Below are 26,531 nucleotides of genomic sequence, written 5' to 3'. Positions count from 1 at the left end.
AAAGGATACTTTAGTTTGAATAGGACAATGCCTATTTTACTCATAATCCTCAATTTCAAATAACTCCTTTTTCAATTCTTCAATCCTCACTTTTCCATAATTAGTTAAGTTTGTTTCTGACTGTGCCAACAAAGCTTCTAGTTCTTGCTTTTTTTCGTCCATTAAGATCCCTCCGCGAACCGTTTTTATTAGTTTATGCTAGTGTATATGTACATTATTTAGTTTTGATAAAATTTTTTAAATTTAAATAAGTAACAGCCGTAGCTGTTACTTAAATTTACTTTTATATGTCCATTTGCGATTTTGATTACTTGTTTCAGGAAAATGATCTCCTGCTTTTAACTTTACTTTTTGGGGGTTTTGTACCATATCCCCAGTTTCACCAATTTCCACATATATACCATTATTCGGTGCTTTTTGACCATGAGTAAATTGACGACTTTGTCCCATATATAAATCACCCCTAATAATAATCACTTTCTTTTATTAATATGGATTTAAATAAGTGAATTATTAAGGAAACTACTTGTTTCATTAGAAAAATATCCCTACTATAACCAAAAAAATGACACTATTCGTAATTTCAATTAAACCAATTTGAACCGGCTTATAACGTTTATTCTTTGGCATAAACCAGGCCTTTAATGAACTAACAAAAAAGACGACTGAAATCACAGGCATTGCTAAAACTAAAAAACAAACAACAGTAAAACCATGAAACATATTAGACTTCCATAAAAATATTTGATTACCTTTTTCCCGAATTAATGTTTTTACATGGAATACACTTGCTGTAAAGAAGAGAACATTTATAACCATTAAGATAAGCGCTCTAAGATCAATGGTACGGTTGCCAATGTAATAAGAAATAACTACTAAAAATGACAGGGCTATAATAGCACAAAAATCATTAACAAATAAACGTTCCTTTTTCAGTTTTGCAAAGATAACATTGATTAGAAAGAACGGAATAATAAGGAACCCTATAATAATTATTTCAGGGATAATAAATAGAATGGGAAACGTAAATAATGATCCTATACTTAAATAAATAATAAGTGAAGGAATAATTTCTTTCTTTAAATTTGGCTTTCTAATCATTGTTAAAAATGGACTTGATGCAAAATAAAAAGCTACTACTCCTATAAAAAAGGGCAGATGAAGCCACAACGGGTTACTTGCTAGCATCCCTAATAAAAAAGGAACAATTAACATCGCCCAAGCTCCATGCTCCCTTGGTATAAACCAATTCATATTGATCCCTCATTTCTCATTTAATACATTTATTTTACTTAAAAAATAATTTAGGCAAAGTGATTATTATCACTAATGATTATTAATTCGATAATTACCAAAAAAGAGCCCATAAAGCTGAACTCCAATCAGTGGTGGTTTTCCTTCATCCCCCACTGGATTGTTAGTTCAACTTACCGGACCTTTAGGGGCAGTTTATACCCCACCTAAACTTCTCGATTTTCTTAAGTTTTGAGGTGGGGGTCTTACTTGCCCCTTAAGAGTGGGATAAATTTATATCTAGTCAAGGAAGATTCAACAAACTATATATAATATCTTCGTAACAAGAATAATGAATGAATGAAGTTCATGATTATATAAGGGAATAGCATTTGTGATATTTTACACTGTACATATAGAACTTTCTTGCTATGATCTAGGTAAATTATTATTTAATAGGGGTTGGCAAAATGCTCGAAGTAATATTAACATATAAAGGGTTTCAACCAATTTTTGAAACATTACGAGGACTTCAATTCAAATACAATGAAGGAGTATATGTTTTAGACGAACAAACGACTAATTATACGGCTACTATTATTAATGATACTTCTATTAACCAACTAAAACTTCAATTTTCAAAAGAATTATCATTTGAACAATATAAACACCTTCACAAAATAATAAAAATACTTGTAGAAAAGATTCAAGCAAAAGTCGACGACCATCAAGCATTGATGGGCTATTTGGATAATGGAAATGAAGCATATATATATCACGGTTGGAGCGCATGGGTACAGTTTTTAGAGGGGGCTAAGCATGTTTCTATGGAAGGGCAAAAGGTTCAAGTGTATGATAATCAATTGCTTCTTGGGGAAGGCATCTTAGTAGAGTCAACAAAAGCTGAGAATACAAATGATGATTTCTATATAACTCAATGTAAACTAATAACGCGAAACGGTGAACAAACATATACTGGTGATCAATTGAAGATCATTGCTACAGGCGAATTTTAAATTATTTAAGTGAATTAAAAAGGTACTAATACGAGCCTTAAATCTATATGTAATTATGAGCAACTCAACTTAACTAAATAAAGGATATTAGGATAGTGAATGATGAAATTTATTTATGTATATACAAAGAATGAAACGACATGAAAAAAGTTCCATGTCGTTTCTAAATCGTACATATTTCTACAGGGCAGTCACCACAATGTAAGTAATTTTTTAGGAATTCGATGTCTTTAACTAAGATATAACCTTTATCTACATTGATAACGTTATCCTTTTTCAGATCATTAATCATTCGATTAATACTCTCTCTTGTCGTGCCAATATAATTAGCAATATCCTGATTTGTTAATTGGACGTTAATAAGAATTCCTTCTTCTGTTTTAACGCCGTATGAATTACTAAATCGAATTAATGTCGAATAAAACGCACCTGTTTTCCCACACAGAATTAAATCGCGGAATTTTGCCTGTGTCGATTGAGTGTGTCTTGCAAACCATTTCATAAAAGCAACGGCAATTTCTCCATTTTTCCGAAATATCTCTTCTAAAGAGGATCTTTCAAATTTTACTAGAACAGAGTCTTCAATTACTTCAGCAGTAACACTAATCGACATATCATTAAATAGTCCTACTTCTCCAACTAATTCATCCTTTTGCTTTAAATGAACGCTAAACTCTTTTCCATCTGCAGTCATTTTACTTAAACGGACTTTCCCTGATCGAATTAAATAAACATTCTCAGGAAAATCCCCTTCATAGAATAAAAACGTTCCACTGCTTGCACTGATCTCCAAGCCTATTGATAATAACAATTCTTGGTTTTCTTTTGACAGCTCATTAAAGAAACGCTTCATTGCCAGCTCTTTCTTTTTCATTAAGAAAACCTCTTTTCATATAGGATTAATAAACATTGTAGTTAATAATAAATATCCTGAAGACTTCAGGACATTTTTTATTATCTTAACACTATATTCATATTATTAAAAGTATAAATCGCATATGTATAGTGTCATTGTATTGTGACTATTTTGTGTACAAACATAATACTAAAAAATTGTAACATGAAGTAAGTGATATGTAAAACCGATTTGACCTAATTTAAAATGTAAAAATATGAAATTGCTCCTCTAATAAACAGTATTTTTTTATAGTAATATAATTGCTCAACGTTACTCTAATGATTAAAACTTGTTTTTTTAGAAAGATTTCTTTATGTACTGAGATGAATTTCGTAATACAGATTTTATGTGACTACTATTCCATATTAAATAACTTTTTGGATAGATTAAAAGGAACCTAGTTAGGCTCCTTTTGACTGTTTTAAACTTGATTGTTGTTCTAAGTCCACACTCGATAATTGGTATTCTTCTCCGTGTGCCCCTTTAGGCTCATCTAAGAAAATAAGACAAAATAAGAAACTAACAAAGGCTCCACCAGCTAAGATAAAAAAGAAGGTTTGAGGAGTTACTAAAGTAAAAATTGTTAAGTAAACAACAGCTCCAACATTCCCATATGCACCAGCCATACCAGAAATCTGTCCTGTAATACGCTTTTTAATTAATGGGATAACAGCAAATGTTGCCCCTTCAGCTCCTTGAATGAACATTGACGTTAATACTGTTATAGCGACAGCTAATACCAAAGGCCATTCAGAGTTAATCATCCCCATTCCAACTAAGCCAAGTCCAATTCCAAACATATATATTAACATAACTGTTTTTCTACTTGTCATCTTATCTGATAACCAACCACCGAAAGGTCTAGCAAATAAGTTTACAAAAGCAAACGAAGATGCAATTAACCCTGCAGCTGTAGCTGTTAAACCAAATGTCGTTAAAAAGAATAACGGAAGCATTGAGACAATCGCAAGCTCCGCTCCAAAATTTGCGAAATATGTTGTATTTAGCGCTGCGACATTTTTAAATTTATATTTATCATCTTCAGGCACACCAGCCTTTAAGATTGGTAAATTCACTATTAAGATTTGAACGATTTGATATATACATACGATAATCAAAATAACATAAATAATTGTTAATGCTTGCTCTGAAATAAACTCTAAATTTTTCAACCGCCATGAAAGTAACCCTAATGCTCCAACTAATGGAATTGTCCAAATCATTAATTGAATCATATCTCCGTATGAGCTTACTTCCATTGCTGCTGTTTTTCTCGGCTTTTGATATACTTTTCCTTCTGGTGTATCACTAACTACAAACCAATAAATAACTCCGTATACAAGACACGCTATACCACTAAAGGCAATCGCATAACGCCAACCATCATCGCCACCAAACATGGTTATTGCTACCCATGGAAGAATAATTGCTGCAGCTGCTGAACCAAAGTTACCCCAACCAGCATAAAAACCTTCGGCAAACCCTACACTTTTCGGTGGAAACCATTCTGAAACCATACGAATCCCAACTACGAAACTTGCTCCAATAGAACTTAATAATAACCGGGATATAAACAATTGCATCCAATTGTTACCAAAGGCAAACATAAAAGTAGGTATTGCCATCACAATAAGTAATATTGAAAAAACTCTTCTAGGGCCGTATTTATCTAGTAACATTCCAATAACAATTCGAGCTGGAATAGTTAATGCAACGTTTAAGATTGCAAGAGCTGCCATGTGGTCAGTTGTTAACCACCCTACTGACTCAACCATCGTCCCAGCCAAAGGTGCCATATTAAACCAGGCAAAAAATGAGATAAAAAACGCAATCCACGTTAAATGTAACGTTTTTGTACGTGGATTTTTAAGTTGAAATAATTCTTTACTATTCATGAACATCATCCCCCATCAAAAGGATATAAATTTTATTATGTAACTCTTCCGAAAAATTATCGGAAGAGCTACTTTCTATTTATCTAACACTTCACTTCTGCATTTTTACGAGAGTAATAAAACCAAGTAATAACTAAACTTATAACATAATAAGCAATGAAAATATATAGGGCAGTATTTGCCATTCCTGTTGTATCAATCGACCAACCGAAGATTTTTGGAATTAAAAATGCACCGTATGCTCCAATAGCTGAGGTAAAACCAATCACAGCTGCCGCTTCTTTTTGATTGTTGAAAATATATGGTATCATTCTAAACGTAGACCCGTTAGCAATACCAGTAGTTACGAATAAAACGAGGAACATAATTAAAAACCCTGTAAAGTTTCCTTGGTTGTAATAATAAATGACTCCACCTGTTGCGGCAATCATAACAATAATATCCCAAAATGTTACGATTGCACCACCGAACTTATCTGAAATCCATCCCCCTAATGGTCTTATCAACGCACCAACTAAAGGTCCTAAGAAAGCAAATTGCAGAGCATTTACTTCTGGAAATTCTGTTCTAATTAGTAGTGGAAACGCTGCTGCATACCCTATAAATGAACCGAAACACATAGTGTACAGCCACGTCATAATCCACGTATGTTTATTTTTGAAAATAACTGCTTGCTCTTTAATAGAGGCTTTTGTTCCAGGTAAGTTATCCATACCGAAAAATGCTGCAATAACAGTTAATATAATTGGAATAACCCATACAAATGCTGCATTTTGAATCCATACATGAGAACCATCAGGTAGTACTTGAGGGTTCCCTGCCACTGCTCCAAAAACTCCTACAGTTATTACTAAAGGAGCTAAAAACTGAACAGCACTTACTCCTAAATTTCCAATACCAGCATTAATTCCTAAAGCTGTCCCTTTTGCTTTTTTCGGGTAAAAGAAGCTAATGTTAGACATTGATGAAGCGAAATTCCCTCCACCTAGACCACATAGGGCAGCAAGGATTGCCATCGTCATAAAGGTCGTTTCTGGATTTTGTACTGCAATTCCTATTCCAATTGCTGGAATAAGCAATGAGGCTGTACTAATAATTGTCCAGTTCCGTCCCCCGAAAATTGGAACAACAAATGTATAAAATATACGTAATGTTGCACCTGATAAACCTGGAAGTGCAGCTAAAGTAAATAATTCTGCACTAGTAAAATTAAAACCTATATCGTTTAAACTAGCTGCTGTTACCGACCAAATTTGCCAAACAGCAAATGCTAGAAAAAGTGCTGGAACAGAGATCCATAAGTTTCTCGTTGCATGTTTTTTACCTTCGGCTTCCCAAAACTGTTCGTTTTCCGGATCCCACCTTGTAATTCTTGCCATAATAATTCCTCCTAGAATTCCTTCTTAATTTAATAAACGTTAAAAATAAGTTACTTTCATGATAGTTGATGGACTACCATGAGGGTGTGAAATAAATCACTAATTAATCGATGTTCACGAATTGTTCAATTTATTACGTTAAACTCTTTTGAAATAGTAAAAATGTTGTTTTTCGATGACGAAAAGTTAAAGATTTCCAACAAATTGCGCCTAATGAAAGGAACCCATTATTGGATTCCTTATGAAAAAGCGCGTAACTTTACTTGCTATTATATTCGAGCTTGCGCCACTGAAAATAAGCAAATATTGCTGCTGCTGCTGATATTAAACTTATAATGTTATAAATGAATAAAACATCATATTCCCTTCCTAGGAACGCCTCAACTGTCCATTGAAGCATAATTACATTAATAATAATTGAGACAATAATTACCACCCAACACGTTTTTTTACCCATGGCGATACTGCCTCCCTACTGCATAAACCACACCATTGTCAACTTCAATTTCAATCAAAGGTAATTCTCGCTGGGGTGGACCGGCTTTTGGATGACCATTATTTATATCAAAATATCCAGCGTGGCAAGGACACAATAATACATCTTGAGTCTTCTCATAAAAAACAGGACACATGAGGTGAGTACAAGCGCTATTATATGCCTTTAAATCTCCATTTACTGTGTGTATTAGAAGAGCTGGATCTTTCTCAGTTGGGTAATAAAAAGTTATTGATTCGCCTACTGGAAGATCTTCAAGTTTAGCAATTTCAACTCTCTCTTTTTCTTTCTCATTCATACCTAACATCGCCTTTACAGAAAAGGGGATAGTTGCTACCCCTAAAGCTACAGATGTTCCTACTGCTGTTTTTAAAAAGGCTCTACGGTTATATTTCAAATCGTCATCACGATTTAAATTGTCTACTAAATTAATCATGTCATCATCTGTATCTTTTTGATTACGACCTAACTTCTTTTTTTCTGTCATGATTTTACCCTCCATTCGTAAATTTGTTACTTAAAGCGAGGGGAAACCCCTCGCTTTAAGTGAGGAAGGGTTTTCCTCAATACTTAGTCACTGTACACGCCAAAAAACTCAGGTACATACTGCCACTTATCTTGCTCTGTAGGTTTTTTTCCTTCAATTAAATTCATTTGTGTTCTACGGCGACGTAATGCTTGCATTTCATCAAAATCGATGAAACGAATTGCGTCACTTGGACAAACAGACGCACACATAGGAGAAATACCATGTTGTGTTCTGTCATAACACATATCGCACTTATACATTTTATTCTCTTCAAAATCGAACTTCGGAATTCCAAATGGGCAACCAAATGTACAGTTTCTACAACCAATACACTTTTCTTCCAATGCTGAAAGAACGACACCTTCTTCAGTAATTTGGATTGCATTTGCCGGACATACACGTGCACATGCCGGGTCTTTACATTGCATACAAAGCATTGGATACGTTTGACGGCTCTCTAAAAAGTCAACATATTCAACATAATTTCGTTCTTTTGCATCATGACCACCGCATTCACGACATGCTGCTTGACAAGATCTACAACCGATACAACGTTCAAATTCTAGATACATAATTTTATTCATAGTTTGACTCTCCCCTCTCCGTTACACTTTCTCTATTTTCACGGCACAAACTTTAAATTCTGGCATTCTTGATATTGGATCTAGTGCTGGATTTGTTAACTGATTAACCGCTAATTCTTTTCCCCAATGATATGGAACAAACACATGGTCATTTCGAATTGCTTTTGTTAACCGAACATCTAATAGCATCGAAGAACGCGGCGTAGTTAACTTCACCTTATCTCCATTTGCAAGATTATATCGACTTGCTAATTCTGGATGCATTTCAGCATAAGGTAGAGGACATTGTTCCATCAAAAATTTCACTCTTCTAGTCTGTGTCCCTGAAAGGTAATGAAATACGACACGGCCAGTTGTTAATGTATGTGGATAATCTTTACTAGGGACTTCAGCTGGTTTTTGCCAACCTACAACTGCTAAATTAGCTTTTCCATTTGGTGTATCAAATTTTTCTTTAAACATTGTTGGTGTCCCAGGATGATCTTCAGACGGACATGGCCAAAAAACACCATCTTCCTTATCAATACGGTCATACGTAATTCCGTAATAATCAGCTTTTCCACCTTTTGATGCAATACGGAATTCTTCAAAAATTTCTGGTACATTTTCGTATGGGAAGAACTTACCTTTGCCCATACGCTCAGCGATAAGCTTCATAATTTGCCAATCAGTTTTGGACTCACCAATTGGGTCTTTCACTTTACGAATACGAATGACACGACCTTCAAGGTTCGTTGTTGTCCCTTCATCCTCAGCCCAAGTTGTAGCTGGTAATACCACATCTGCAAATTCACATGTTTCAGACAAGAAGAAATCACTTACTACTAAGAAATCTAATTTTCTAAAGCTGTCCCAAACATATTCTGTATTAGGTGCAGATACTGCCGGATTACTACACATCACGTGCATCGCACGAATATTTCCTTTTTGTATCTCATCAAACATTTCGTAAGCGGAAACACCTGCTTTTGGCATTTCTTCAGGTTTAATTCCCCAAACCTCTGCCACATATTTTACATGTTCAGGATCTGCAATTTTTCTGTATCCAGGAAGCGCATCTGCTTTTTGCCCGTGCTCGCGCCCACCTTGACCATTTCCTTGCCCAGTGACAGTAGCAACGCCTGACGCAAATTTCCCTATTTGACCTCGTAACAATGCCATTGATGTGTATACACAAACATTATCAACACCTTTAGATTGTTGTTCGATACCACGACAGAACATCACTACTGAACGCGGAGATTGTCCGTAAATGTGGGCAGCTTTTTCAATTTTTTCAACTGTTACCCCTGTAATTTTAGAAGTGTATTCAGGTGTGAAAAGCTTTACTTGTTCCTTCATTTCTTCATAATTGTTGCAACGTTCTTTTACATAAGTTTCATCTACATAACCGTCACGAACAATAATGTGTAACATTCCGTTTGCTAAAGCTGAATCTGTACCTGATTTAATATCTAAGTGAACATCTGCTAATCGAGCAATCTGAGTTTCACGAGGATCTACAACAATCATTTTTGCACCTTTGTCTCTTGCCTTCCATAACCACTGTATGGATGTCGGATGACATTCAGCTGCGTTCCATCCACTAATAAAGAAACAATCCGTGTGCTCTAGCTCTGTCCATGGTAATGTAGAACCACGGTCAGTTCCTAAAGTTTTCATAAATCCACCAGCTGCTGAACTCATACAAAATCGACCGTTATAATCAACAAATCTTGTCCCTAATGCAACACGTGCATATTTTCCAACGAGGTAACATTTTTCATTTGTCATTGATACACCACCATATACAGAAAGTGCATCTTTTCCATATTTTTGTTGAAGCTGCTTAAAGTTCTTTTCAATTAAATCAAGCGCCTCATTCCATGTTGCTTTTACAAATTGTCCGTTTTTCTTAATTAATGGTGTTGTAATTCTTTCTTCATGATCAACTGTTTGATAAGCAGTAACCCCTTTTGGGCACATCTTCCCTAATGTCACAGGCCAATCATAGCGTGGCTCTACCCCAACTACCTTACCTGTTTTTTCATTTAATCTAATATGCATCCCACACTGCATTCCGCAATAACAGCAGTGAGTGGTAATTAATTTTTCACCTTCATGGTGGAGATTTTTTACTCCTTCTTTAGCTAAAAACTGTGTCATTATTTATCCCCCTTATCAGACTGGTTATAAAATTCTTCCGATCTCCTTCTACCAAAACCTGGAATGTGAATGCCGTTGTTTGTTTGAACCGGACCGTACGGATTACCCTTTACTGATCCCAAGTTTAATTGACTCATTACACGAATTCTTCTTCGACAACTAGGACAGTAATCCGCTAAATATGTTCCATCGTCTAGTTTTAAATCAAACTGTTGCTCATGTAAAATGGTTTTCACATCTGCAATTTGATCGTCACTACTGTATTTCGTGCTACACTTTTTACAGGATCTCGTATCTACCATAGGTTCCTCCTGATAATTCATCGGTACAGCCGTTGCTAAAGGACGAATTGGTAAATGGAACAACTTACCGAATGGGAAGTAAATCAAAAATAAAACGACCGTTACTTGATGTATTAAAGCTAGTTGCGGGTGAATAAATCCACCTAAAAACTTATATGAAACTGTTAATAATAATCCGGATACCGTTACCGCTAATAGTATATAAAGGGGTAATAAATCAAACTCAGCTCGTTCAGTAACCTTCAAATCATGATTATTAATTCTTCTTACTAGGGCCATAATGATACCCACTAAAACCATAAGTGCAGTTATGTTTAATCCGTTATAAACTAGTTCAGCAAATATACCATTTGCTTGCATTTTAATCGTTGGTAGGTTAAATACCATCATTTGATACGTTGTTGCATCAATTAATCTAAAATGCATCCAACCAAATGTTAATCCAAATGTAATAGCAAATGAACCGATACACCCCCAAGCTATTAACCAATGCTGAATACCTCTGTACAATCCACGTTTAAAGATAAATTTTTGTAAAATAATATTATCTACGAAAGTTTTTAAAATTGCTGCAATATTTCTTTTTGTACGCTTTTTAGTAAATAAATTCTTAATACTTCGCTTTACCATCTCATTTGTAGCCGGTCGCATTAGCCAAGACGCCATTCTAACTGTAATACCAATGAAAAAGATAAAAGAGGCAACCATATAGCCAGCTAACATTAGATCAATTTTTTTGAACTGAGCTGTACCGATCCACATTGTGATAAACAAGAATGCAACTACAAAAAATGCATACATACTAGTTTTTGAATAAAAAGATCTTTCAAGGTACTTTATTCTATGTGTTGTATCGTTTGATTCATTAGGGTTATTAGTAGAATAAGTTCTTTCTAGATTGTTCATCTTTTCTCACTCCTTTTTTGAAGTACGCACATGGACAACTATAGGCCTTTTAGCTGTTAGAAGTGCTAAACGTTCTGTTACCCTTATTGTAGAAGAGACACTTATCACTCACTGTGCAATTTCTCACAGCAAAGGTGTGAATTTTATCACAGGAAAGTCATTTGTAACATTTACAAAGTGCAAAACATGTAAAAGAAGCTCTATTTATCAACATTCTTTTTGTCCACTTACATGACACCCGTTCACAAAATGTACACATTTCACCCGCCAAATAAAACTTGTTTTTTCTACATTTTTTTACATATTTATTAAATTAAGTAAAAAGCTTCAAAACTTACTGCCTTTAACTTCAGCCTTATCCACAAGGAAGAAATCTATAGTTTTCTGGTAAACAAAAAAATCAGTGCTGGGTAAAGATCCACCGCACTGATTAATGTTAAGATTTATACTTTTTGGGGATATAAGCACAATATGGGTCACTTTCCAAATAATCTCCAGTAAGCGCAAATGCTCTCGCACGGGAACCACCACAAATTCCTTTATATTCACAAGCTCCACATTTCCCTTTTAGTAGCGTCTTATTTCTTAGATCTCTGAATACCGGATTATCCCGATAAATTTCAGGAAGTGGCTTTTCTCGTACATTTCCACACTTTACGGGCAAAAAGCCACTTGGATAAACATCGCCAATATGGCTAATAAATACAAATCCATCCCCATCGTTAACACCTTTAGGAGCACGACCCAACGTATCAAGACGCTTATTTCCTTCAGTAGCCTTTAGATTTAATCGCTTCTTTTCTTGAATAGCTACTCGGCGATAATGAGGAGCTTCTGTAGCTTTGACTCCATATGGCATGCTTTGTTGAATTTCAAATAACCACTTCATTACTTCTTCATGTTCGTCAGCAGAAATCATATCCTTTTCCATACCTCTACCAGTAGGAATTAAGAAAAAAACGCTCCAAAGCACAGCATTCATTTCTTTTACTTTTTCAGCCATAGCTGGCAAATCATCAACATTATATTTGGAAACCGTTGTATTTATTTGAATAGGTATATTTAACTCTTTTAAGTAATCGATCCCCTTCATTGTTAAATCAAAAGAACCTTTTGTCCCTCTAAAATGGTCATGTATTTCGGCAGTGGAACCATCCAAACTAAATGCCCAACGTGATAAACCAACTTCTTTCGCTTGATCAATTGCCTTTTTCGTCACTTTTGGTGTAGCACTAGGCGTCATTGAGACTGGTAATTTCTTTTCCTCTATTGCATACTTGGCTAATTCATAAAGATCAGGTCTCATTAATGGATCTCCACCTGTAAATACAAATAACGGGTTATCCATAGTAGCAATTTCATCTATTAGTTTCTTACCTTCCTCAAAAGATAGTTGTCTTGGATCGGCTTTATATTGTGCCTCAGCGCGACAATGTAAACATTTAAGGGCACAAGCTCTTGTTACTTCCCAAATTACTATGAACGGATTTTCATCATAATTTTTAGGTTTCTCTGATAAGAATGATAAATTCATAAGGTCTCCTCCGCTCTTTTAACTAAGTTCTTCATAGTTTCATCATATGTGATAAACACGATTTACCTCAGTGAGATATATCACAATGCTTTTAAAGTCACATTTTTAGACGTAAATTAGAAAACTAAATAAGTACCCTAGTTTTTTTGTAATCAAGAAAAAACAGCGCAAAAAAAATGAGGTTCCTTAAGTAATCACTTAATGTCCCTCACTTTTGTATTTCATTATTAACCTTTACAATTTTTTTGATCTAGCATAAGTTGAAAAAATTTATCCCATGTTTGATTAACAAGATCTTCAATTTGAGCTTTGGTAGCATTATCAATATGAATTCCACCTAAAAGAACGGTTTTTTGTTGAAACGTATGACACCAGACTTTAGCTAATTGTATAAATAAATCTTCTTCTTTATGATTTGGAAATCCATAACTTATTATCTTAACTTCGCTGTCCGTATATTCTGCAATAACAACAGCTCCAATATGTGGTCCTGTCCCACCCGATACAATGATAAGATCATCGACACCAACTCGATTTAGCTCACAACTAATCACATTTGCTCCCCCTATATCCGTGATTTGAGATAATCTTATCAAATTCAATGTATAATTAATGTGAAACATATCACAGTGAATATTTTGTTAACAAATTCACCCTTAAAAAATCGGAGAAAGTATTTTAAAATGAAAATATTACACTCCTCGTATCAATGTAAAGTTTTGCACAACAAATTTCACTTATGTTATGGTATTTTTAAACTATTGATTGAATTTCATCATTACCTAAATGGTGCAACATTTAGTATTAGAATAGCGAAAATAAACAATTATGAAATTCATTATATTGAATATAGTTTTTTAACCACTATTATTTCGTATATTTACTTAATATTTTTTCCAAAGGAGATGAAAAAATAAATGCCTGTTAGTCGCTTTATTAATAATATACCTATTTTTTCTGCATTACCGATGGAACAAAAGGAACAACTTACACATATTATTCAAACTAAAAAGATGACAAAAGGAGAAGTTCTTTTCCATGAATATGACCCTGCTGACGCAGTTTATTTTGTAAATGAAGGAAAAGTACGCATAAATAAAAGTACACCAGATGGAAAAGAAATCGTACTAAGCATTCGCCAATCAGGAGAAATGTTTGCAGAAGTGGCTTTATTCTGTAAACCCGAAAGCACATACCCTGCTACAGCCACTTGTATTGAGAACGGTAATACTTCCTATATTAAAAATGATGACTTAGAAACCTTTTTATTACAGCATCCTCATCTAGCAATATCTTTGTTCCGGGACTTTTCAGAAAGACTTCGAATTTCTCAAACCACACTGCGAGATGTAGCATTATACGGGAAATTCGGAGCATTAGCAGCTACTTTAGTGCGGTTGGCGGATGAATACGGAAGTACTACTGAAGACGGAATAAAAATTAAGCTCAAATTAACACATGAAGATTTAGGAAGTTTCTTTGGTGCAACACGTGAAAGTGTAACAAGATTAATGAATCAGTTAAAGCAACAAAAAATAGTTACAAAAAAACAGGGGTATTTATTTATTCATAATATTGATGCATTAAAAGAATATATAAACTAGAAACGATATAAAGCTGAACTTCAATCAGTAGGGGTTTTCCTTCATCCCCCACTGATGAAAGTTATTCTATATCGGACCTTTAGGGGCAGTTTATCCCCCACCTAAACTTCTCGATTTTCTTAAGTTTTGAGGTGGGGGTCTTACTTGCCCCCTAAAGAGTGGGATCAAATGTAATCAACCACGAGGAACTTTGACGTTTCTAAGGATCGCTTTAGGACTTCTGCGTACTTCAACGACTAAAACTATACTCACTCTAAAGAACGCTTTCTCCAAGCAGTCTTTTGTTTTATGAGTAATCGCTGAAACAACCTTGTTGAAGCCTATTATAAATATTTTTTATTGTAATGTAGTAAATTCCTTAATAAACTACCTAACAACCCGTCATTGGATCTAGACGTACATAGCTCTCCAACCAGAAAAAGAGTTGCCTAAAATCTATAGGCCAACTCTTTTTTGATTTAATAACTATTTCGTATCACCCATTAATGCAACTAATACAGCTTTTTGAGCATGCAGTCGATTTTCCGCTTGATCAAAAATATATGAATGTTCCCCATCAATTACATCAACCGTTACTTCTTCTCCACGGTGAGCCGGTAAGCAATGAAGGAATATATAATCATCCTTGGCATGGCTAGCTAAAGCCTTATTTACTTGAAACTCATTAAATGCTTCAAGTCTTTTGGCTGTCTCTTCTTCATGACCCATACTTGTCCAGACATCTGTATAAATAACATCTGCACCACTTACTGCTTCAACCGGGTCATTTGTAACAAGAAGTTTTGCTCCTGTTTCGTTACAAATAGCCTCGATTTCCTTCATGATCCAGTCTTTTGCCTCATAACCTTTAGGTGTTGCGATCGCTACATCCATACCTACTTTTGCACAAGCTATTAAAAATGAATGAGCTACATTGTTACCATCGCCAACATATACAGTTTTAATCCCTTCAAACGTTCCTTTTACTTCATAAATGGTTAAAATATCAGCTAGTGCCTGACAAGGGTGAAAATCTTCTGTTAATGCATTTATAACTGGGATTGTTGAAAATTTCGCTAATTCCTCAATAATTTCATGTCCATGAGTTCGGATCATAATCCCATCTACATATCGCGAAAGTACTTGAGCAGTATCGGAAATTGGTTCACCTCTTCCAAGCTGCGAATCTTTTGAGCTTAAAAATAAAGCTGATCCTCCTAACTGATTCATCCCAACTTCAAAAGAAACCCTCGTTCTTGTCGATGACTTCTCAAATATCATTGCAAGTGTTTTCCCTGCAAGTAACGGATGAGGCACACCTTCTTTTTGATATTTTTTTAGTAATACCGAAAATTCCAGAAGCTCTTTTATTTCTTCAGAAGAATAATCTAATAATGTTAGAAGATTTTTCCCTTTATATTTTTCTATATTTAATCCTGACTCAGTTACCGGTAGTGCAGTCAAGAAATCCACATCCTTTAGTAATTAGTTTTTAATTTTTTGGTTTCACCTTTTTTACTCTCATACATTTCCAACCATTGATTAATTGAGGAAACCGAATAATCATTGGTGTTCAAGCAGTTTACGATACAAGTGAAAGTAGAGACTTCAGTTACAACTGGCAAACGATTTTTTAACGCTTCCTTTCTTCTCCATTTAGCGTCCTGATCATTAACATTAACACTTAAAAAACACACACTATTTTCATCATTTAACCAATTTTGGAAGGAAACATCGTCTTTTTGTAAAACTACATAATCTCTTTCTTCTAATTGTTCTTTTAGCAACAAAAATTCCGTTTCTACATCTTTACCTATTTCACAATAAATACTTCCCTTTTTCTTAAAGATTTGAGGAATATCTCTCTCACCCCAAACAAAAGCTTTTCTAAATGCCTCATCAATATTATCACTAATCGAGATAAGTTCACCTGTAGACTTCATCTCTGCCTCTAACTTCGGATCAAGGTCAGGAAGTTTAGAGTGCGAAAATACTGGAGCCTTCACTGTATAATATGGTGGTTCCTCTTGATAGCCTAACGTATCTACAAGATCTGTTAATTTGTGCCCCATTAAAAGCTTAGTTGTTACGTCAATCATATTCATTCCAGTCACTTTACTAAGAATCGGAACTGTTCTTGATGCCCTTGGATTTACTTCGAGAACAAAAATTTCTTCTTTATAGAGGACAAATTGAATATTAAAGACTCCTTTAAATTCCATGCCATTGGCAATACGTTTTGTATATTCTACAATTGTTTCTTTGTGATTTTCTGCAAGGTTCAATGGTGGTATGACGGAAATACTGTCACCTGAATGAACACCTGCTTTTTCAATATGCTGAAACATACCAGGTATAACAATGTCTACCCCATCGGTTAATGCGTCCACTTCTACTTCTACTCCAGGGTAATAGGCATCGAGTAAAATTGGGAAGAATACATTTGTAAATTCATCATTAACGTAATTAACCATTTCCTCACGACTTTGGAAAATCATCATTCCTTGCCCACCAATAACATAAGAAGGTCTAATTAATACTGGATAACCAATTTCGTCAGCTTTCGTTATTAAATCTACTTCATTAATTGCTGTTACACCAGGAATGTGAGGAACGTGAACTTCATTCATGAATTGATAAAATAAGTCTCGATCCTCTAGTTTATCAATCGTGTCATGGTTTGTTCCAAGTAAAGGAACACCTGCATCTTCTAATTCCTTAACTAAAGAAATAGCTGTTTGACCACCTAGTTGAACGATTACACCGTCAGCCGTTTCTAGCTCTATGATATTTAAAACATCTTCTGTCGTTAATGGTTCAAAATATAATCGATCTGCAATTTCATAGTCTGTACTTACTGTCTCCGGATTATTATTAATAAGGATAGCTTCATAGCCTTCTTGTTTTAAAGCTAAAACACCGTGAACAGAAACATAATCAAATTCAATCCCTTGCCCAATACGAATTGGTCCTGAACCAATGATAATAATCTTTTTCTTTGTCGATGCTGTATCTACGTCTTGCTCTCCAGACCAACTAGAATAATAGTAAGCCGTTTTCGCAACGAATTCACCAGCACAAGTATCAACCATTTTATACGAAGGATGAATATTAAATTCATTACGTTTTTTTCTCATGTCATGTAACGAAACCTTCCAAGTTGTAGCTAGCCATTTGTCCGAAAAACCACTTACCTTAAATTGTTCTAATTCTTTGTTTGTAACAGTTTCATAAGAAAGTTGTTTTGCTTTTTGTTCCATTTCAATTAGAAACTTCCAACTTTTTAAGTAAAAATAGTTAATTTGAGTTACTTCATGAATGTCTACTTCACTAAATCCTCTGCGTAGTAGTTCTAAGATTGCAAAAAAACGAAGGTCATCAGCTACTTTAACACTTTTCCATAGCTTTTCATCTGTTAACTTCTTAACACTTTCCATTTCCAATCCAGAAATTCCTTTTATATCAAGAGAGCGTATTGCTTTTTGAAAAGCTGATTCTAAATTTCTTTCAATTGCCATTACCTCTCCAGTTGCCTTCATTTGTGTGCCTAGCTTTCGATCCACCTGTGGAAACTTATCAAATGGCCAACGGGGAAATTTTACAACACAATAATCTAGAGCAGGTTCAAAGCTTGCATATGTGTGTCCAGTAACTGGATTTAATAGTTCATGTAAATGATACCCAATACTTAATTTAGCCGCAATTCGTGCAATTGGATATCCTGTAGCTTTTGATGCTAAGGCACTAGATCTACTAACCCTTGGATTTACTTCGATTAAATAATAATTCTTACTATATGGATCAAGGGCAAATTGAATATTACACCCACCCACGATTCCTAATGCACGAATGATTTTCACAGAAACCGAACGGAGCATTTGATATTCTACATCTGTTAATGTTTGAGAAGGTGCCACAACAATTGAATCCCCAGTATGGATACCAACTGGATCAATATTTTCCATATTACAAACTGTAATACACGTATCATTTGCGTCTCTCATAACTTCGTATTCTACTTCTTTAAACCCTGCAATACTTTTTTCAATTAAGCATTGGTTAATTGGGCTAGCATTCAAGCCACCTTTAACTACCTTTTTTAACGACTGCTCATCATTCACAATTCCACCGCCAGCGCCACCTAATGTATAGGCAGGACGAACGATGATTGGATAACCAACTTGGTTTGCAAACTGTAGTGCTCCTTCAACCGTTTCTACAATTTCACTTTCAGGTACAGGCTCTTCTAATTGGTGCATTAAAGCACGGAACTCTTCTCGATCTTCACCCTTCATGATTGACTCAATTGGAGTACCTAATAATGGAACACCATACTTTTCTAATACCCCTTCTTTATGAAGTGACAATGCTAAATTTAATCCTGTTTGCCCCCCAAGTGTAGCTAAAATGCCATCAGGACGTTCTTTTTGAATAATTTTTTCAACACTTTCTACCGTTAATGGCTCAAAGTAAACGACATCTGCACATGCTTTATCTGTCATTACAGTTGCAGGGTTATTATTTATTAGAATTACCTTGCATCCCTCTTCTTTTAAAGCAAGACATGCTTGGGTTCCTGCATAATCAAATTCAGCAGCCTGCCCAATCACGATTGGACCCGAGCCAATAACTAATATTTTCTTTATATCTTGATGCTTAGGCATACACTTTTTCTCTCCTCTTACTACTCATGTCCGTTAGAAAATGTAAAAATATCTCTTCTGAATCCGTCGGTCCTGGGTGTGCCTCCGGATGAAATTGTACTGATGTGATTGGATATTTACTATGAGACATACCTTCAATTGATCTATCATTTATATTAACGTAACGAGGGGTAAAACCCGTTTCTTTTAGACTACTATCAGTAACAACATAACTATGGTTTTGAGAAGTAATATACACTTTTTTTGTTAGCAGATCTTGAACTGGCTGATTTGCTCCTCGATGACCAAAACGTAGCTTCTCAGTGTCACCACCAAATGCAAGTGCTAAAAGTTGGTGTCCTAAACAAATCCCCATTGTTGGATAAGTAGTAGCTAAACGCTTAATCTGACCTGTTAAATGAAGTAATTTCTTAGGATTACCCGGTCCATTTGAAAAAAGGATTCCATCAGGCTTTAAATTAGCAATCGTCAATTCATCTGTATTATATGGAACAACCGTTACTTTACAACCTAAATTCACAAGTGATGTAACAATTGATTTTTTATAACCGAAATCAACCATCACTACATGATGGTCTCCATCGCCAAAACTTTCAATTGTAGTTGCAGAAACCTCTTGAACAAGATCTCTCGTACCAATTGCCTGTTTTGATGAAAAATCAACACAATCCAGGTTAGTAGTGATAATAGCCCCCATATCACCTAATTCTCTAATTCTTTTTACAACCGCTCTAGTATCAACTCCCACCAATATGGGCAATGAGTGTTTCTCAGCATATTCTTTTAACGATGCGATCGCTTCATAATGATAACCTTGACTTCTACATCCTTGCATAATTAGAGCAGATGCTTGCGGCCCTACACTTTCCTGATCTAATCCATTAATTCCGTAATTTCCAATTAGGGGATAGGTGAAAACAACCATTTGACCTTTAAAGGAAGGATCAGTTATGACCTCCTCATATCCTGTCATACCAGTGAAAAAAACTACTTCACCATAAACCTGTTCTACATTTCCTAAAAGCTCCCCTTCAAAAGTTTCACCTGTTGATAAAACTATATATCCCTTCACTTCACTTCCCCCTCTCTAAATATCCAACGAATATTCATTATACAAACCGTATTTTTATTCATTCAACCTCAAAAAAATTTAACGGAATCAGATTACTATTTACTTTCAACTAGTTTTACGTTTAACGTGTTTGAAATTAAACTTATTGCTAAGTCAAGTTCCTCGTACGTAACCGTTAACGGTGGTAAAAGTCTTAATACGTTAGGCCCGGCATTTAATACTAATAATCCTTTATCTCTTAATGCTACTATGAAAGAACTTACATCTTGGTTACACTCTATTCCAAGAATGAAACCTTTTCCTCTTATTTCTTTAACAACCTCTGAGTCTTTAAGGACTTCTGTTAATTTGGAAATAAAGTAGTTACTTTTCTCTTCCACATCTTTTAAGAACGAATCTTGGAAAATTGTTTGTAGAGTAGCATTAGCTGCTGCCATTGCTAGTGGATTACCACCAAACGTTGAACCATGACTTCCTGGTCCAAAAGATTCAATCAATTTTGCTTTTCCGATTAATCCTCCAACCGGAAAACCGTTACCAAGACCCTTTGCGACAGTTATAATATCAGGAGATAAATTGTAATGTTGATAACCAAATGCTTTACCTGTTCTACCTATTCCCGTTTGTACTTCATCCACAACAACTAATAAATTGTACTTCTCTTTTAATTGATTAATGGTTTCTATAAACTCAGCGCTTGCACCATGGACGCCACCTTCTCCTTGAATAACTTCAAGCATAATAGCTGCAACATCCTCATTTACTGCCTCATTTAGTGCTTTTGAGTTGTTAAATGGTACATACGAAAAGCCATCTAATAACGGCGCAAATCCTTGATGGATTTTATCCTGACCAGTTGCTGAAAGACTCCCCATCGTACGACCGTGGAACGATTGATAAAATGTTATAATCTTCTTTTTCCCAGTAGCTTTTCTAACTAATTTAATAGCAGCCTCATTAGCTTCAGTCCCACTATTACAGAAAAAAACAGCATCACCACTTGAGTTCGACGTTAACGCTTTAGCCACTTCTTCTTGGCCATCTATATGAAATAAATTTGAAACGTGACTTACTTTATTTAATTGGTTTATCATCATTTCATTAACATAAGGATGACAGTGACCTAAATTACAAACTGCAATTCCAGCCACAAAATCTAAATACTTTTTTCCATGTTCATCAATTAGTGATGTACCAAAAGCTTCTTTTACTTTAATAGGCCATTTATTATACGTAGGAAATAAATAACTCACACTCACACCCCACCTAATTTTAGAATGGTTAATTTTTTTTACTTTGTAATGTCGAAAAACCATTCCATTTAATATTCTTAATTATTAATAAGCTCTTTTGACTTAACTATTTTAGTACCGACTAATTCTCCATTAGTCATTAAGTTCCCACTTTTTCCATTAATGATATATACTTCCTCAATATTTCCCTGTAAGCATTTTATTGCACCTTTTACTTTTGGGATCATTCCACCGTATATAGTACCGTCCTTGATCATTTCCTCAACTTCTGAAACAGAAACTACCTTTTGAAGCTGATTGTCTTTTAATATTCCAGCTACATCTGTAACAAAAATCATTTTTTTAGCTGAGATACTTTCAGCAATAGCCGCGGCAGCTGTATCAGCATTTATATTAAAATGAGTACCATTGTCATCCATACCAATAGGAGCAATGACTGGAACGACATTGATTGAAAGAAGTTGAAAAAGTAACCCTGCATTAACTTGATTCACTTCACCTACAAAACCTAATTCAGTTTCATTTATGGCACTTGCTTTAAGCAACGTCCCATCACACCCTGAAATTCCTAAACTCAACAGACCGGCTTGTTGTAGCTTTGTTACGAGTAACTTATTAACTTTTCCAGTTAAGACCATTTCAGCAACTTCAAGTACCTCTGCTGTAGTTTTACGTAAGCCATTCACAAACTCACTTTTCACGTCTAGTTTTTGTAGCAATGAATCTATTTCAGGTCCACCACCGTGAACGATAATCGGTGTTACATTCATATTCTTTAAGAGTTTCATACTTGAAAAAAATTCATCCGAAAGCTCCTGTAACGTGCTACCACCACATTTTACAACCATTACATCATTCATGGATTAGACCTCCTAATTTTATGTTCGGTAACCAGCATTAATTCTCACGTAATCATATGTTAAATCACAGCCCCACGCTTTACCGAAACCATGACCAATTTTCAAATCCACATAGATAACAATGTTTTCCGTTGATAAATATTGAGTAGCCTCTTCTTCAGAAAAAGGAATTGGCATACCATCTTTTAAAGTTTGAATTTCTCCTATTGCAATATCAATCGTATCTGGGTTAATTTCTGCTTCACTATAACCAATTGCACAAATAATTCTTCCCCAGTTAGCGTCTGTTCCATATATTGCAGATTTTACTAAATCTGAACCAACGATTGACTTAGCTACCTTTCCAGCTTCTTGATCATTTAACGCACCTTTAACTTGAACCTCTATTAGTTTTGTAGCCCCTTCACCATCACGTGCGATTTTTTTTGCTAAATGCTCGCATGTCATTTTTAAACCTAGGACAAACTGATCCCAATCAGGGTGATCTTTCGTTAATTGGTCGTTATTTGCCAGACCACTAGCTAACGTAACAACTGTATCATTTGTTGACGTATCACCATCAACAGTAATACGGTTAAAGGTTTCGTCAATTACTTTACTCAAAGCTATTTGTAACCATTTTGGCTCAATATTTGCGTCCGTAGTAACAAAAGCTAGCATAGTCGCCATATTCGGATGGATCATACCAGAACCTTTAGCAACGCCTCCAAACGTAACAGTTTTACCACCAATTGTCGTTTGAAAACAAGCTCTTTTATTAATCGTATCTGTGGTTAATATTGCTTCGTTAAAACGTTCTGCAGATTCAAAATCCATTTGTGTTAATGTTTTTATCTTCTTTATACCATTAACGATTTTCTCCATTTGAAGAAATTCGCCGATTACCCCTGTAGATGATACAGCCACATAATGCTCTGGAATTTCAAACACTTCTGCAGTAGTCTTACGCATAGTGTAAGCATCTTCCATTCCTTTTGTTCCAGTACACGCATTTGCATTGCCACTATTTACAATCACTGCCTGTAACTTACCTTCCTTAGCAATGCTTTCTTTTGTCACCTTTATGGGAGCTGCTTGAACTTTATTTAACGTATAAACCGCAGCACTACTAGCTGGAACCTCGCAATATAATACACCTAAATCTAATTTATAACGTTTTACACCCGTGTGTATGCCCGCTGTATGAAACCCTTTGGGAGTAGTTATACTCCCCCCCTCCACAGGAGTAACTAATAAATGTTTTGTTGCTGTATCCACCTTTTCTTCACCTCTTATTTATTTAGCATGCCTTACGGGAAAAGTGGTGGACCATAAAGACCAGTCCCCTCGTCAATTCCTAGCATTACATTTAGATTTTGAACTGCCTGACCCGCAGCACCCTTCATCAAATTATCAATTACCGAAACAATGGTCACCCAGCCTGTTCGTTCATCATACGTAATTCCAATGTCACAATAATTTGAACCATAAACTTCTTTTGTTGATGGATAATTCCCTACCTCACGAACCCGTACAAATGTATCGTTTTGATAAAAGTCTTGGTACAAATCTCGAAGTGATTTTTCGGTCATTTTATTTAATGGTTTGCAATATATTGTAGCCATAATTCCCCTTGTCATCGGGACAAGATGAGTATTAAACTTTATCGGTCCTAGTTCAGGATTAACAGTCTTAAGAGCTTGCTCTATTTCTGGTATATGTTGATGCTCATTCACTTTATAAATACGAAAATTTTCGTTCACTTCACAATAACTAGTTGCTAAACTCGCTTTCCGTCCTGCTCCTGAAGCCCCTGACTTTGCATCGATAATAATAGAATCAAGGTCGACTTTTACATTTTTTAATAAAGGATACAGTCCTAGAATTGTAGCTGTTGGATAACAACCAGGATTAGCAATTAATTTCGCATCCTTTACTATTTCACGGTTTATTTCCGTTAAGCCATAAACTGCCTTTTGTAGTACATCTTTAGGCGAAGCCTTTTTCTTGTACCATGTTTCATAAACATCTTGATCTTTAAAACGTAAATCACCAGAAAGGTCAATTACCGTTAGACCTCTTTCAAAGATTTTTGGCGTTAGCTCATTAGATATCCCTGATGGAGTCGCCATAAAAACGACATCTACTTCTTCTGAAATCTTATCTATATCAATTTCTTTTAATTGTTCATTAGTGATTTGATTAAATTGTGGATAGCTTTCACTGAATTTCATTCCGACTTGGGATGACGTATAGACTGAATATTGTTTTATATAGTCATGTTGGTGCAGAATTCTAACTAATTCAGCCCCTCCGTATCCTGTTGCTCCAATTATCGCTGCCTTCATGTTTCTCCCTCATTTTCTATGGTTATATCTTCTCACATTTTTAATGTTGTTTTTTATTATAAGTTTGAATAAAAATAAAATCAACTGTATTTTTATATTTTATAAATATTCTTTCTAAAGAAAAAAGACGAATAATACTTATACGAACAATAATAGTTCGAATTAATCGACTATACAAATAATTTATGATTATTCATATGTTTAAAATAAATAATCTTTGTCACAAGAGAACTCGTTCTAGCTTCGCTAGAACTTTGGAAATTTAGATGGAGTCTCAACTCCACCTGAATGGAAGTTCCCACCTACGCTACGCTTAGAGGTGGGGGTCTATGACCCTTAAGTTCAAATCAGTTTGATTAATCGCTATTCCCTAATAAGATTATAAAAATGCAAAACTTTAAGGCTTAGTGAATTACTCTCTAAGCCTTACTAACATAGTTATTAGAATATCCATGTCCTTGTTATTTAGTTTTATTTATGAGGCCATTTTGCTTTTGGGCGATTACATGACGTTTATACACAAGTTATATGTCCTAGTACGTGAAAACTAGTATAAGTAGGACCGTCTCATAAACAATGTCAAAATTTCAAACGTTTTTTGCCGTACAAAAAAAGCTACCCAAAGGTAACTTTTTCAACCACCACTTACTGGTGGGATTAAGGCAACAGTATCATTTGCTTTGATTATATCAGTTTCTTCTACATATTCTTCATTAACCGCGATCATGGCTCTATCGACTGGCAAATTAGGAAATTGACTTTTTAAATATTCCTTTACATCTTTAACTGTCATTTCTGATTTTTCAATAACTAACTCTCTTGCTCCAACTATTTCTTCTAACTCTGCAAAAAATAATACTTTAATCATTCAAATGTTCCTCCTCTGGCTTTCCTGTTGGATACGGTGTTTTCTCTAATTGATCACCCATCCACTTTTCTCCATCTGCCCAATGCTCTTTTTTCCAAATTGGTACAATTTCTTTAATTCTTTCAATGGCGTAACGGCTTGCTTCATAAGAATCTGCTCTGTGTGGAGTTGAAACGGCGATGACAACAGCAATGTCAGTTACATCCAGATGACCAATTCGATGAGAAATTGCCACTAAGGAATTAGGCCATCGTTCTTGAATTTCATTACCAATTTGTGCTAACTTTTTTTGTGCCATACTTGTATAAGCATCATATTTTAAATAAACTGTTTTCTTACCTTTTGTAAGTTCACGAACAGTTCCAATAAACGTGTTTATTGCACCTGCATTACGATGAACAACCTTATCGACAACTTCTTGAATTGAGATTTCCCCTTCTGTAATTAAAAATAGTTTTTCACTCATTGTCCTGCCCTTTCACCTTCTGTAATATGAAATTGGTATAGTTACTTTCCTCGTCTATTTGGAAATAATAAATTCCTTGCATTTTCTTCTCATTTTCTAAAGGAAACCAACTAATGACACAGAATATATTATTTAATTTAGATAATAATGTAACATCTTTTTCTTCTTTCAATATCACTATTTTAGGATACTGAGCCATTTTAAACCCTTCAATAACAATAACATCTATTGGAAGCTTGCAGTAAATAGAAAGCAATTCATCTACTTCCCAATGTTGCTCTCTATTAATTGTTAATTGTAAATCGCCAGCACTAACTGCACAAGTTGCAATACTACCAGCTTGACTATGCTTCCAAGAATCTTTTCCATAATCTGTAGACGTCAATTGACCACCATGTCCGTGGTGCTTCAGTGTTCCAACACGATACCCCTCTTTTGTCAATAAACGAACGAGCTTTTCTACTAGGGTCGTTTTCCCACTGTTACTAAACCCAGCTACTTGAATGATTTGTTGGTTCATT

At 35.0% G+C, this 26,531-nt stretch carries 25 protein-coding genes; 2 read left to right on the top strand and 23 right to left on the bottom strand.

The features are described from left to right. Positions 1-36: 36 nt before the first annotated feature. From BKP45_RS23400 to BKP45_RS18680, 3 genes are all read right to left on the bottom strand, one after another. Complete coding sequence (locus tag BKP45_RS23400; protein ID WP_281243165.1) at positions 37-162, bottom strand: hypothetical protein; 126 nt, start codon at positions 160-162, stop codon at positions 37-39. Between the two features lie 105 nt (positions 163-267). After that, positions 268-450, bottom strand: coding sequence for a YjzC family protein (locus BKP45_RS18685; protein ID WP_071390080.1), 183 nt, complete (start codon positions 448-450; stop codon positions 268-270). 84 nt (positions 451-534) lie between these two features. Continuing rightward, positions 535-1,254: a YwiC-like family protein gene (locus BKP45_RS18680; protein WP_071390079.1), complete on the bottom strand. Its 720-nt coding sequence runs from the start codon at positions 1,252-1,254 to the stop codon at positions 535-537. A gap of 449 nt (positions 1,255-1,703) precedes the next feature. On the opposite strand from BKP45_RS18680, the gene BKP45_RS18675 reads away from it, so the two are divergent. Then, complete coding sequence (locus BKP45_RS18675; RefSeq protein ID WP_071390078.1) at positions 1,704-2,249, top strand: hypothetical protein; 546 nt, start codon at positions 1,704-1,706, stop codon at positions 2,247-2,249. Between the two features lie 163 nt (positions 2,250-2,412). Here BKP45_RS18675 and BKP45_RS18670 read toward each other — a convergent pair whose 3' ends face one another. From BKP45_RS18670 to lpdD, 10 genes are all read right to left on the bottom strand, one after another. Then, positions 2,413-3,123: a Crp/Fnr family transcriptional regulator gene (locus BKP45_RS18670; protein WP_084787904.1), complete on the bottom strand. Its 711-nt coding sequence runs from the start codon at positions 3,121-3,123 to the stop codon at positions 2,413-2,415. A 425-nt stretch (positions 3,124-3,548) separates the two neighbouring features. Then, the gene (locus BKP45_RS18665) at positions 3,549-5,042 is read right to left on the bottom strand and encodes a NarK family nitrate/nitrite MFS transporter (protein ID WP_071390077.1); all 1,494 of its coding nucleotides are present in this window, start codon (positions 5,040-5,042) and stop codon (positions 3,549-3,551) included. A gap of 83 nt (positions 5,043-5,125) precedes the next feature. After that, complete coding sequence (locus BKP45_RS18660; protein WP_071390076.1) at positions 5,126-6,421, bottom strand: NarK family nitrate/nitrite MFS transporter; 1,296 nt, start codon at positions 6,419-6,421, stop codon at positions 5,126-5,128. 259 nt (positions 6,422-6,680) lie between these two features. After that, a complete protein-coding gene (locus tag BKP45_RS18655) occupies positions 6,681-6,878 on the bottom strand; it encodes a hypothetical protein (RefSeq protein ID WP_071390075.1) in 198 nt (65 codons plus the stop codon). Continuing rightward, on the bottom strand, positions 6,871-7,404 hold the full coding sequence (locus BKP45_RS18650; RefSeq protein WP_071390074.1) for a Rieske 2Fe-2S domain-containing protein: 534 nt from the start codon (positions 7,402-7,404) through the stop codon (positions 6,871-6,873). The genes BKP45_RS18655 and BKP45_RS18650 overlap by 8 nt, the downstream gene beginning before the upstream one ends. Before the next feature lie 83 nt (positions 7,405-7,487). Further along, positions 7,488-8,030: a 4Fe-4S dicluster domain-containing protein gene (locus tag BKP45_RS18645; RefSeq protein ID WP_071390073.1), complete on the bottom strand. Its 543-nt coding sequence runs from the start codon at positions 8,028-8,030 to the stop codon at positions 7,488-7,490. 21 nt (positions 8,031-8,051) lie between these two features. Continuing rightward, entirely contained in the window at positions 8,052-10,175 is a 2,124-nt protein-coding gene (gene fdhF / locus BKP45_RS18640; protein WP_071390072.1) for a formate dehydrogenase subunit alpha, read from the bottom strand. Further along, positions 10,175-11,383 (bottom strand): MFS transporter, encoded by a 1,209-nt coding sequence (locus BKP45_RS18635; RefSeq protein WP_245747461.1) that lies wholly within the window; start codon positions 11,381-11,383, stop codon positions 10,175-10,177. Before BKP45_RS18635 ends, fdhF begins: the two co-directional genes overlap by 1 nt. A 436-nt stretch (positions 11,384-11,819) precedes the next feature. Further along, complete coding sequence (locus tag BKP45_RS18630; RefSeq protein WP_071390071.1) at positions 11,820-12,917, bottom strand: TIGR04053 family radical SAM/SPASM domain-containing protein; 1,098 nt, start codon at positions 12,915-12,917, stop codon at positions 11,820-11,822. Between the two features lie 227 nt (positions 12,918-13,144). Further along, positions 13,145-13,471 carry a prenylated flavin chaperone LpdD gene (lpdD, locus tag BKP45_RS18625; RefSeq protein ID WP_084787902.1) on the bottom strand — a complete coding sequence of 109 codons (327 nt, stop codon included), beginning with the start codon at positions 13,469-13,471 and terminating at the stop codon, positions 13,145-13,147. Between the two features lie 363 nt (positions 13,472-13,834). On the opposite strand from lpdD, the gene BKP45_RS18620 reads away from it, so the two are divergent. After that, entirely contained in the window at positions 13,835-14,521 is a 687-nt protein-coding gene (locus BKP45_RS18620; RefSeq protein WP_071390070.1) for a Crp/Fnr family transcriptional regulator, read from the top strand. Between the two features lie 465 nt (positions 14,522-14,986). Here the strand turns inward: BKP45_RS18620 and argF are convergent, their stop codons facing one another. The 10 genes from argF to mobB all read right to left on the bottom strand — a co-directional run bounded on the left by argF (position 14,987) and on the right by mobB (position 26,530). Beyond that, complete coding sequence (gene argF / locus BKP45_RS18615; RefSeq protein WP_071390069.1) at positions 14,987-15,964, bottom strand: ornithine carbamoyltransferase; 978 nt, start codon at positions 15,962-15,964, stop codon at positions 14,987-14,989. A gap of 14 nt (positions 15,965-15,978) precedes the next feature. Next, positions 15,979-19,164 (bottom strand): carbamoyl phosphate synthase large subunit, encoded by a 3,186-nt coding sequence (locus tag BKP45_RS18610; RefSeq protein ID WP_071390068.1) that lies wholly within the window; start codon positions 19,162-19,164, stop codon positions 15,979-15,981. Then, positions 19,157-20,236 (bottom strand): carbamoyl phosphate synthase small subunit, encoded by a 1,080-nt coding sequence (locus BKP45_RS18605; RefSeq protein ID WP_071390067.1) that lies wholly within the window; start codon positions 20,234-20,236, stop codon positions 19,157-19,159. Before BKP45_RS18605 ends, BKP45_RS18610 begins: the two co-directional genes overlap by 8 nt. A 95-nt stretch (positions 20,237-20,331) precedes the next feature. Further along, positions 20,332-21,489 (bottom strand): acetylornithine transaminase, encoded by a 1,158-nt coding sequence (locus tag BKP45_RS18600; RefSeq protein WP_071390066.1) that lies wholly within the window; start codon positions 21,487-21,489, stop codon positions 20,332-20,334. Between the two features lie 77 nt (positions 21,490-21,566). Then, positions 21,567-22,349, bottom strand: a complete 783-nt coding sequence (gene argB, locus BKP45_RS18595) for an acetylglutamate kinase (RefSeq protein WP_071390065.1) — start codon at positions 22,347-22,349, stop codon at positions 21,567-21,569. A gap of 18 nt (positions 22,350-22,367) precedes the next feature. After that, positions 22,368-23,606 carry a bifunctional ornithine acetyltransferase/N-acetylglutamate synthase gene (argJ, locus tag BKP45_RS18590; RefSeq protein ID WP_071390064.1) on the bottom strand — a complete coding sequence of 413 codons (1,239 nt, stop codon included), beginning with the start codon at positions 23,604-23,606 and terminating at the stop codon, positions 22,368-22,370. A 32-nt stretch (positions 23,607-23,638) separates the two neighbouring features. Next, positions 23,639-24,676 (bottom strand): N-acetyl-gamma-glutamyl-phosphate reductase, encoded by a 1,038-nt coding sequence (gene argC / locus BKP45_RS18585; RefSeq protein WP_071390063.1) that lies wholly within the window; start codon positions 24,674-24,676, stop codon positions 23,639-23,641. A gap of 634 nt (positions 24,677-25,310) precedes the next feature. Then, positions 25,311-25,544, bottom strand: coding sequence for a molybdopterin converting factor subunit 1 (moaD, locus tag BKP45_RS18580; protein WP_071390062.1), 234 nt, complete (start codon positions 25,542-25,544; stop codon positions 25,311-25,313). Then, positions 25,537-26,010 carry a molybdenum cofactor biosynthesis protein MoaE gene (locus BKP45_RS18575; RefSeq protein WP_071390061.1) on the bottom strand — a complete coding sequence of 158 codons (474 nt, stop codon included), beginning with the start codon at positions 26,008-26,010 and terminating at the stop codon, positions 25,537-25,539. The genes moaD and BKP45_RS18575 overlap by 8 nt, the downstream gene beginning before the upstream one ends. After that, a complete protein-coding gene (gene mobB, locus BKP45_RS18570) occupies positions 26,003-26,530 on the bottom strand; it encodes a molybdopterin-guanine dinucleotide biosynthesis protein B (RefSeq protein WP_071390060.1) in 528 nt (175 codons plus the stop codon). Before mobB ends, BKP45_RS18575 begins: the two co-directional genes overlap by 8 nt. Between the last annotated feature and the right edge of the window lies 1 nt (position 26,531).

The organism is Anaerobacillus alkalidiazotrophicus (assembly GCF_001866055.1).
This window is presented reverse-complemented; position numbering and strand designations above follow the sequence as displayed.

Coding starts and splice junctions, on each gene's coding strand:
- BKP45_RS23400 (WP_281243165.1), bottom strand. CDS start 162: ATGGACGAAAAAAAGCAAGAACTAGAAGCTTTGTTGGCACAGTCAGAA.
- BKP45_RS18685 (WP_071390080.1), bottom strand. CDS start 450: ATGGGACAAAGTCGTCAATTTACTCATGGTCAAAAAGCACCGAATAAT.
- BKP45_RS18680 (WP_071390079.1), bottom strand. CDS start 1,254: ATGAATTGGTTTATACCAAGGGAGCATGGAGCTTGGGCGATGTTAATT.
- BKP45_RS18675 (WP_071390078.1), top strand. CDS start 1,704: ATGCTCGAAGTAATATTAACATATAAAGGGTTTCAACCAATTTTTGAA.
- BKP45_RS18670 (WP_084787904.1), bottom strand. CDS start 3,123: ATGAAAAAGAAAGAGCTGGCAATGAAGCGTTTCTTTAATGAGCTGTCA.
- BKP45_RS18665 (WP_071390077.1), bottom strand. CDS start 5,042: ATGAATAGTAAAGAATTATTTCAACTTAAAAATCCACGTACAAAAACG.
- BKP45_RS18660 (WP_071390076.1), bottom strand. CDS start 6,421: ATGGCAAGAATTACAAGGTGGGATCCGGAAAACGAACAGTTTTGGGAA.
- BKP45_RS18655 (WP_071390075.1), bottom strand. CDS start 6,878: ATGGGTAAAAAAACGTGTTGGGTGGTAATTATTGTCTCAATTATTATT.
- BKP45_RS18650 (WP_071390074.1), bottom strand. CDS start 7,404: ATGACAGAAAAAAAGAAGTTAGGTCGTAATCAAAAAGATACAGATGAT.
- BKP45_RS18645 (WP_071390073.1), bottom strand. CDS start 8,030: ATGAATAAAATTATGTATCTAGAATTTGAACGTTGTATCGGTTGTAGA.
- fdhF (WP_071390072.1), bottom strand. CDS start 10,175: ATGACACAGTTTTTAGCTAAAGAAGGAGTAAAAAATCTCCACCATGAA.
- BKP45_RS18635 (WP_245747461.1), bottom strand. CDS start 11,383: ATGAACAATCTAGAAAGAACTTATTCTACTAATAACCCTAATGAATCA.
- BKP45_RS18630 (WP_071390071.1), bottom strand. CDS start 12,917: ATGAATTTATCATTCTTATCAGAGAAACCTAAAAATTATGATGAAAAT.
- BKP45_RS18620 (WP_071390070.1), top strand. CDS start 13,835: ATGCCTGTTAGTCGCTTTATTAATAATATACCTATTTTTTCTGCATTA.
- BKP45_RS18610 (WP_071390068.1), bottom strand. CDS start 19,164: ATGCCTAAGCATCAAGATATAAAGAAAATATTAGTTATTGGCTCGGGT.
- argB (WP_071390065.1), bottom strand. CDS start 22,349: ATGAATGATGTAATGGTTGTAAAATGTGGTGGTAGCACGTTACAGGAG.
- argC (WP_071390063.1), bottom strand. CDS start 24,676: ATGAAGGCAGCGATAATTGGAGCAACAGGATACGGAGGGGCTGAATTA.
- moaD (WP_071390062.1), bottom strand. CDS start 25,544: ATGATTAAAGTATTATTTTTTGCAGAGTTAGAAGAAATAGTTGGAGCA.
- BKP45_RS18575 (WP_071390061.1), bottom strand. CDS start 26,010: ATGAGTGAAAAACTATTTTTAATTACAGAAGGGGAAATCTCAATTCAA.
- mobB (WP_071390060.1), bottom strand. CDS start 26,530: ATGAACCAACAAATCATTCAAGTAGCTGGGTTTAGTAACAGTGGGAAA.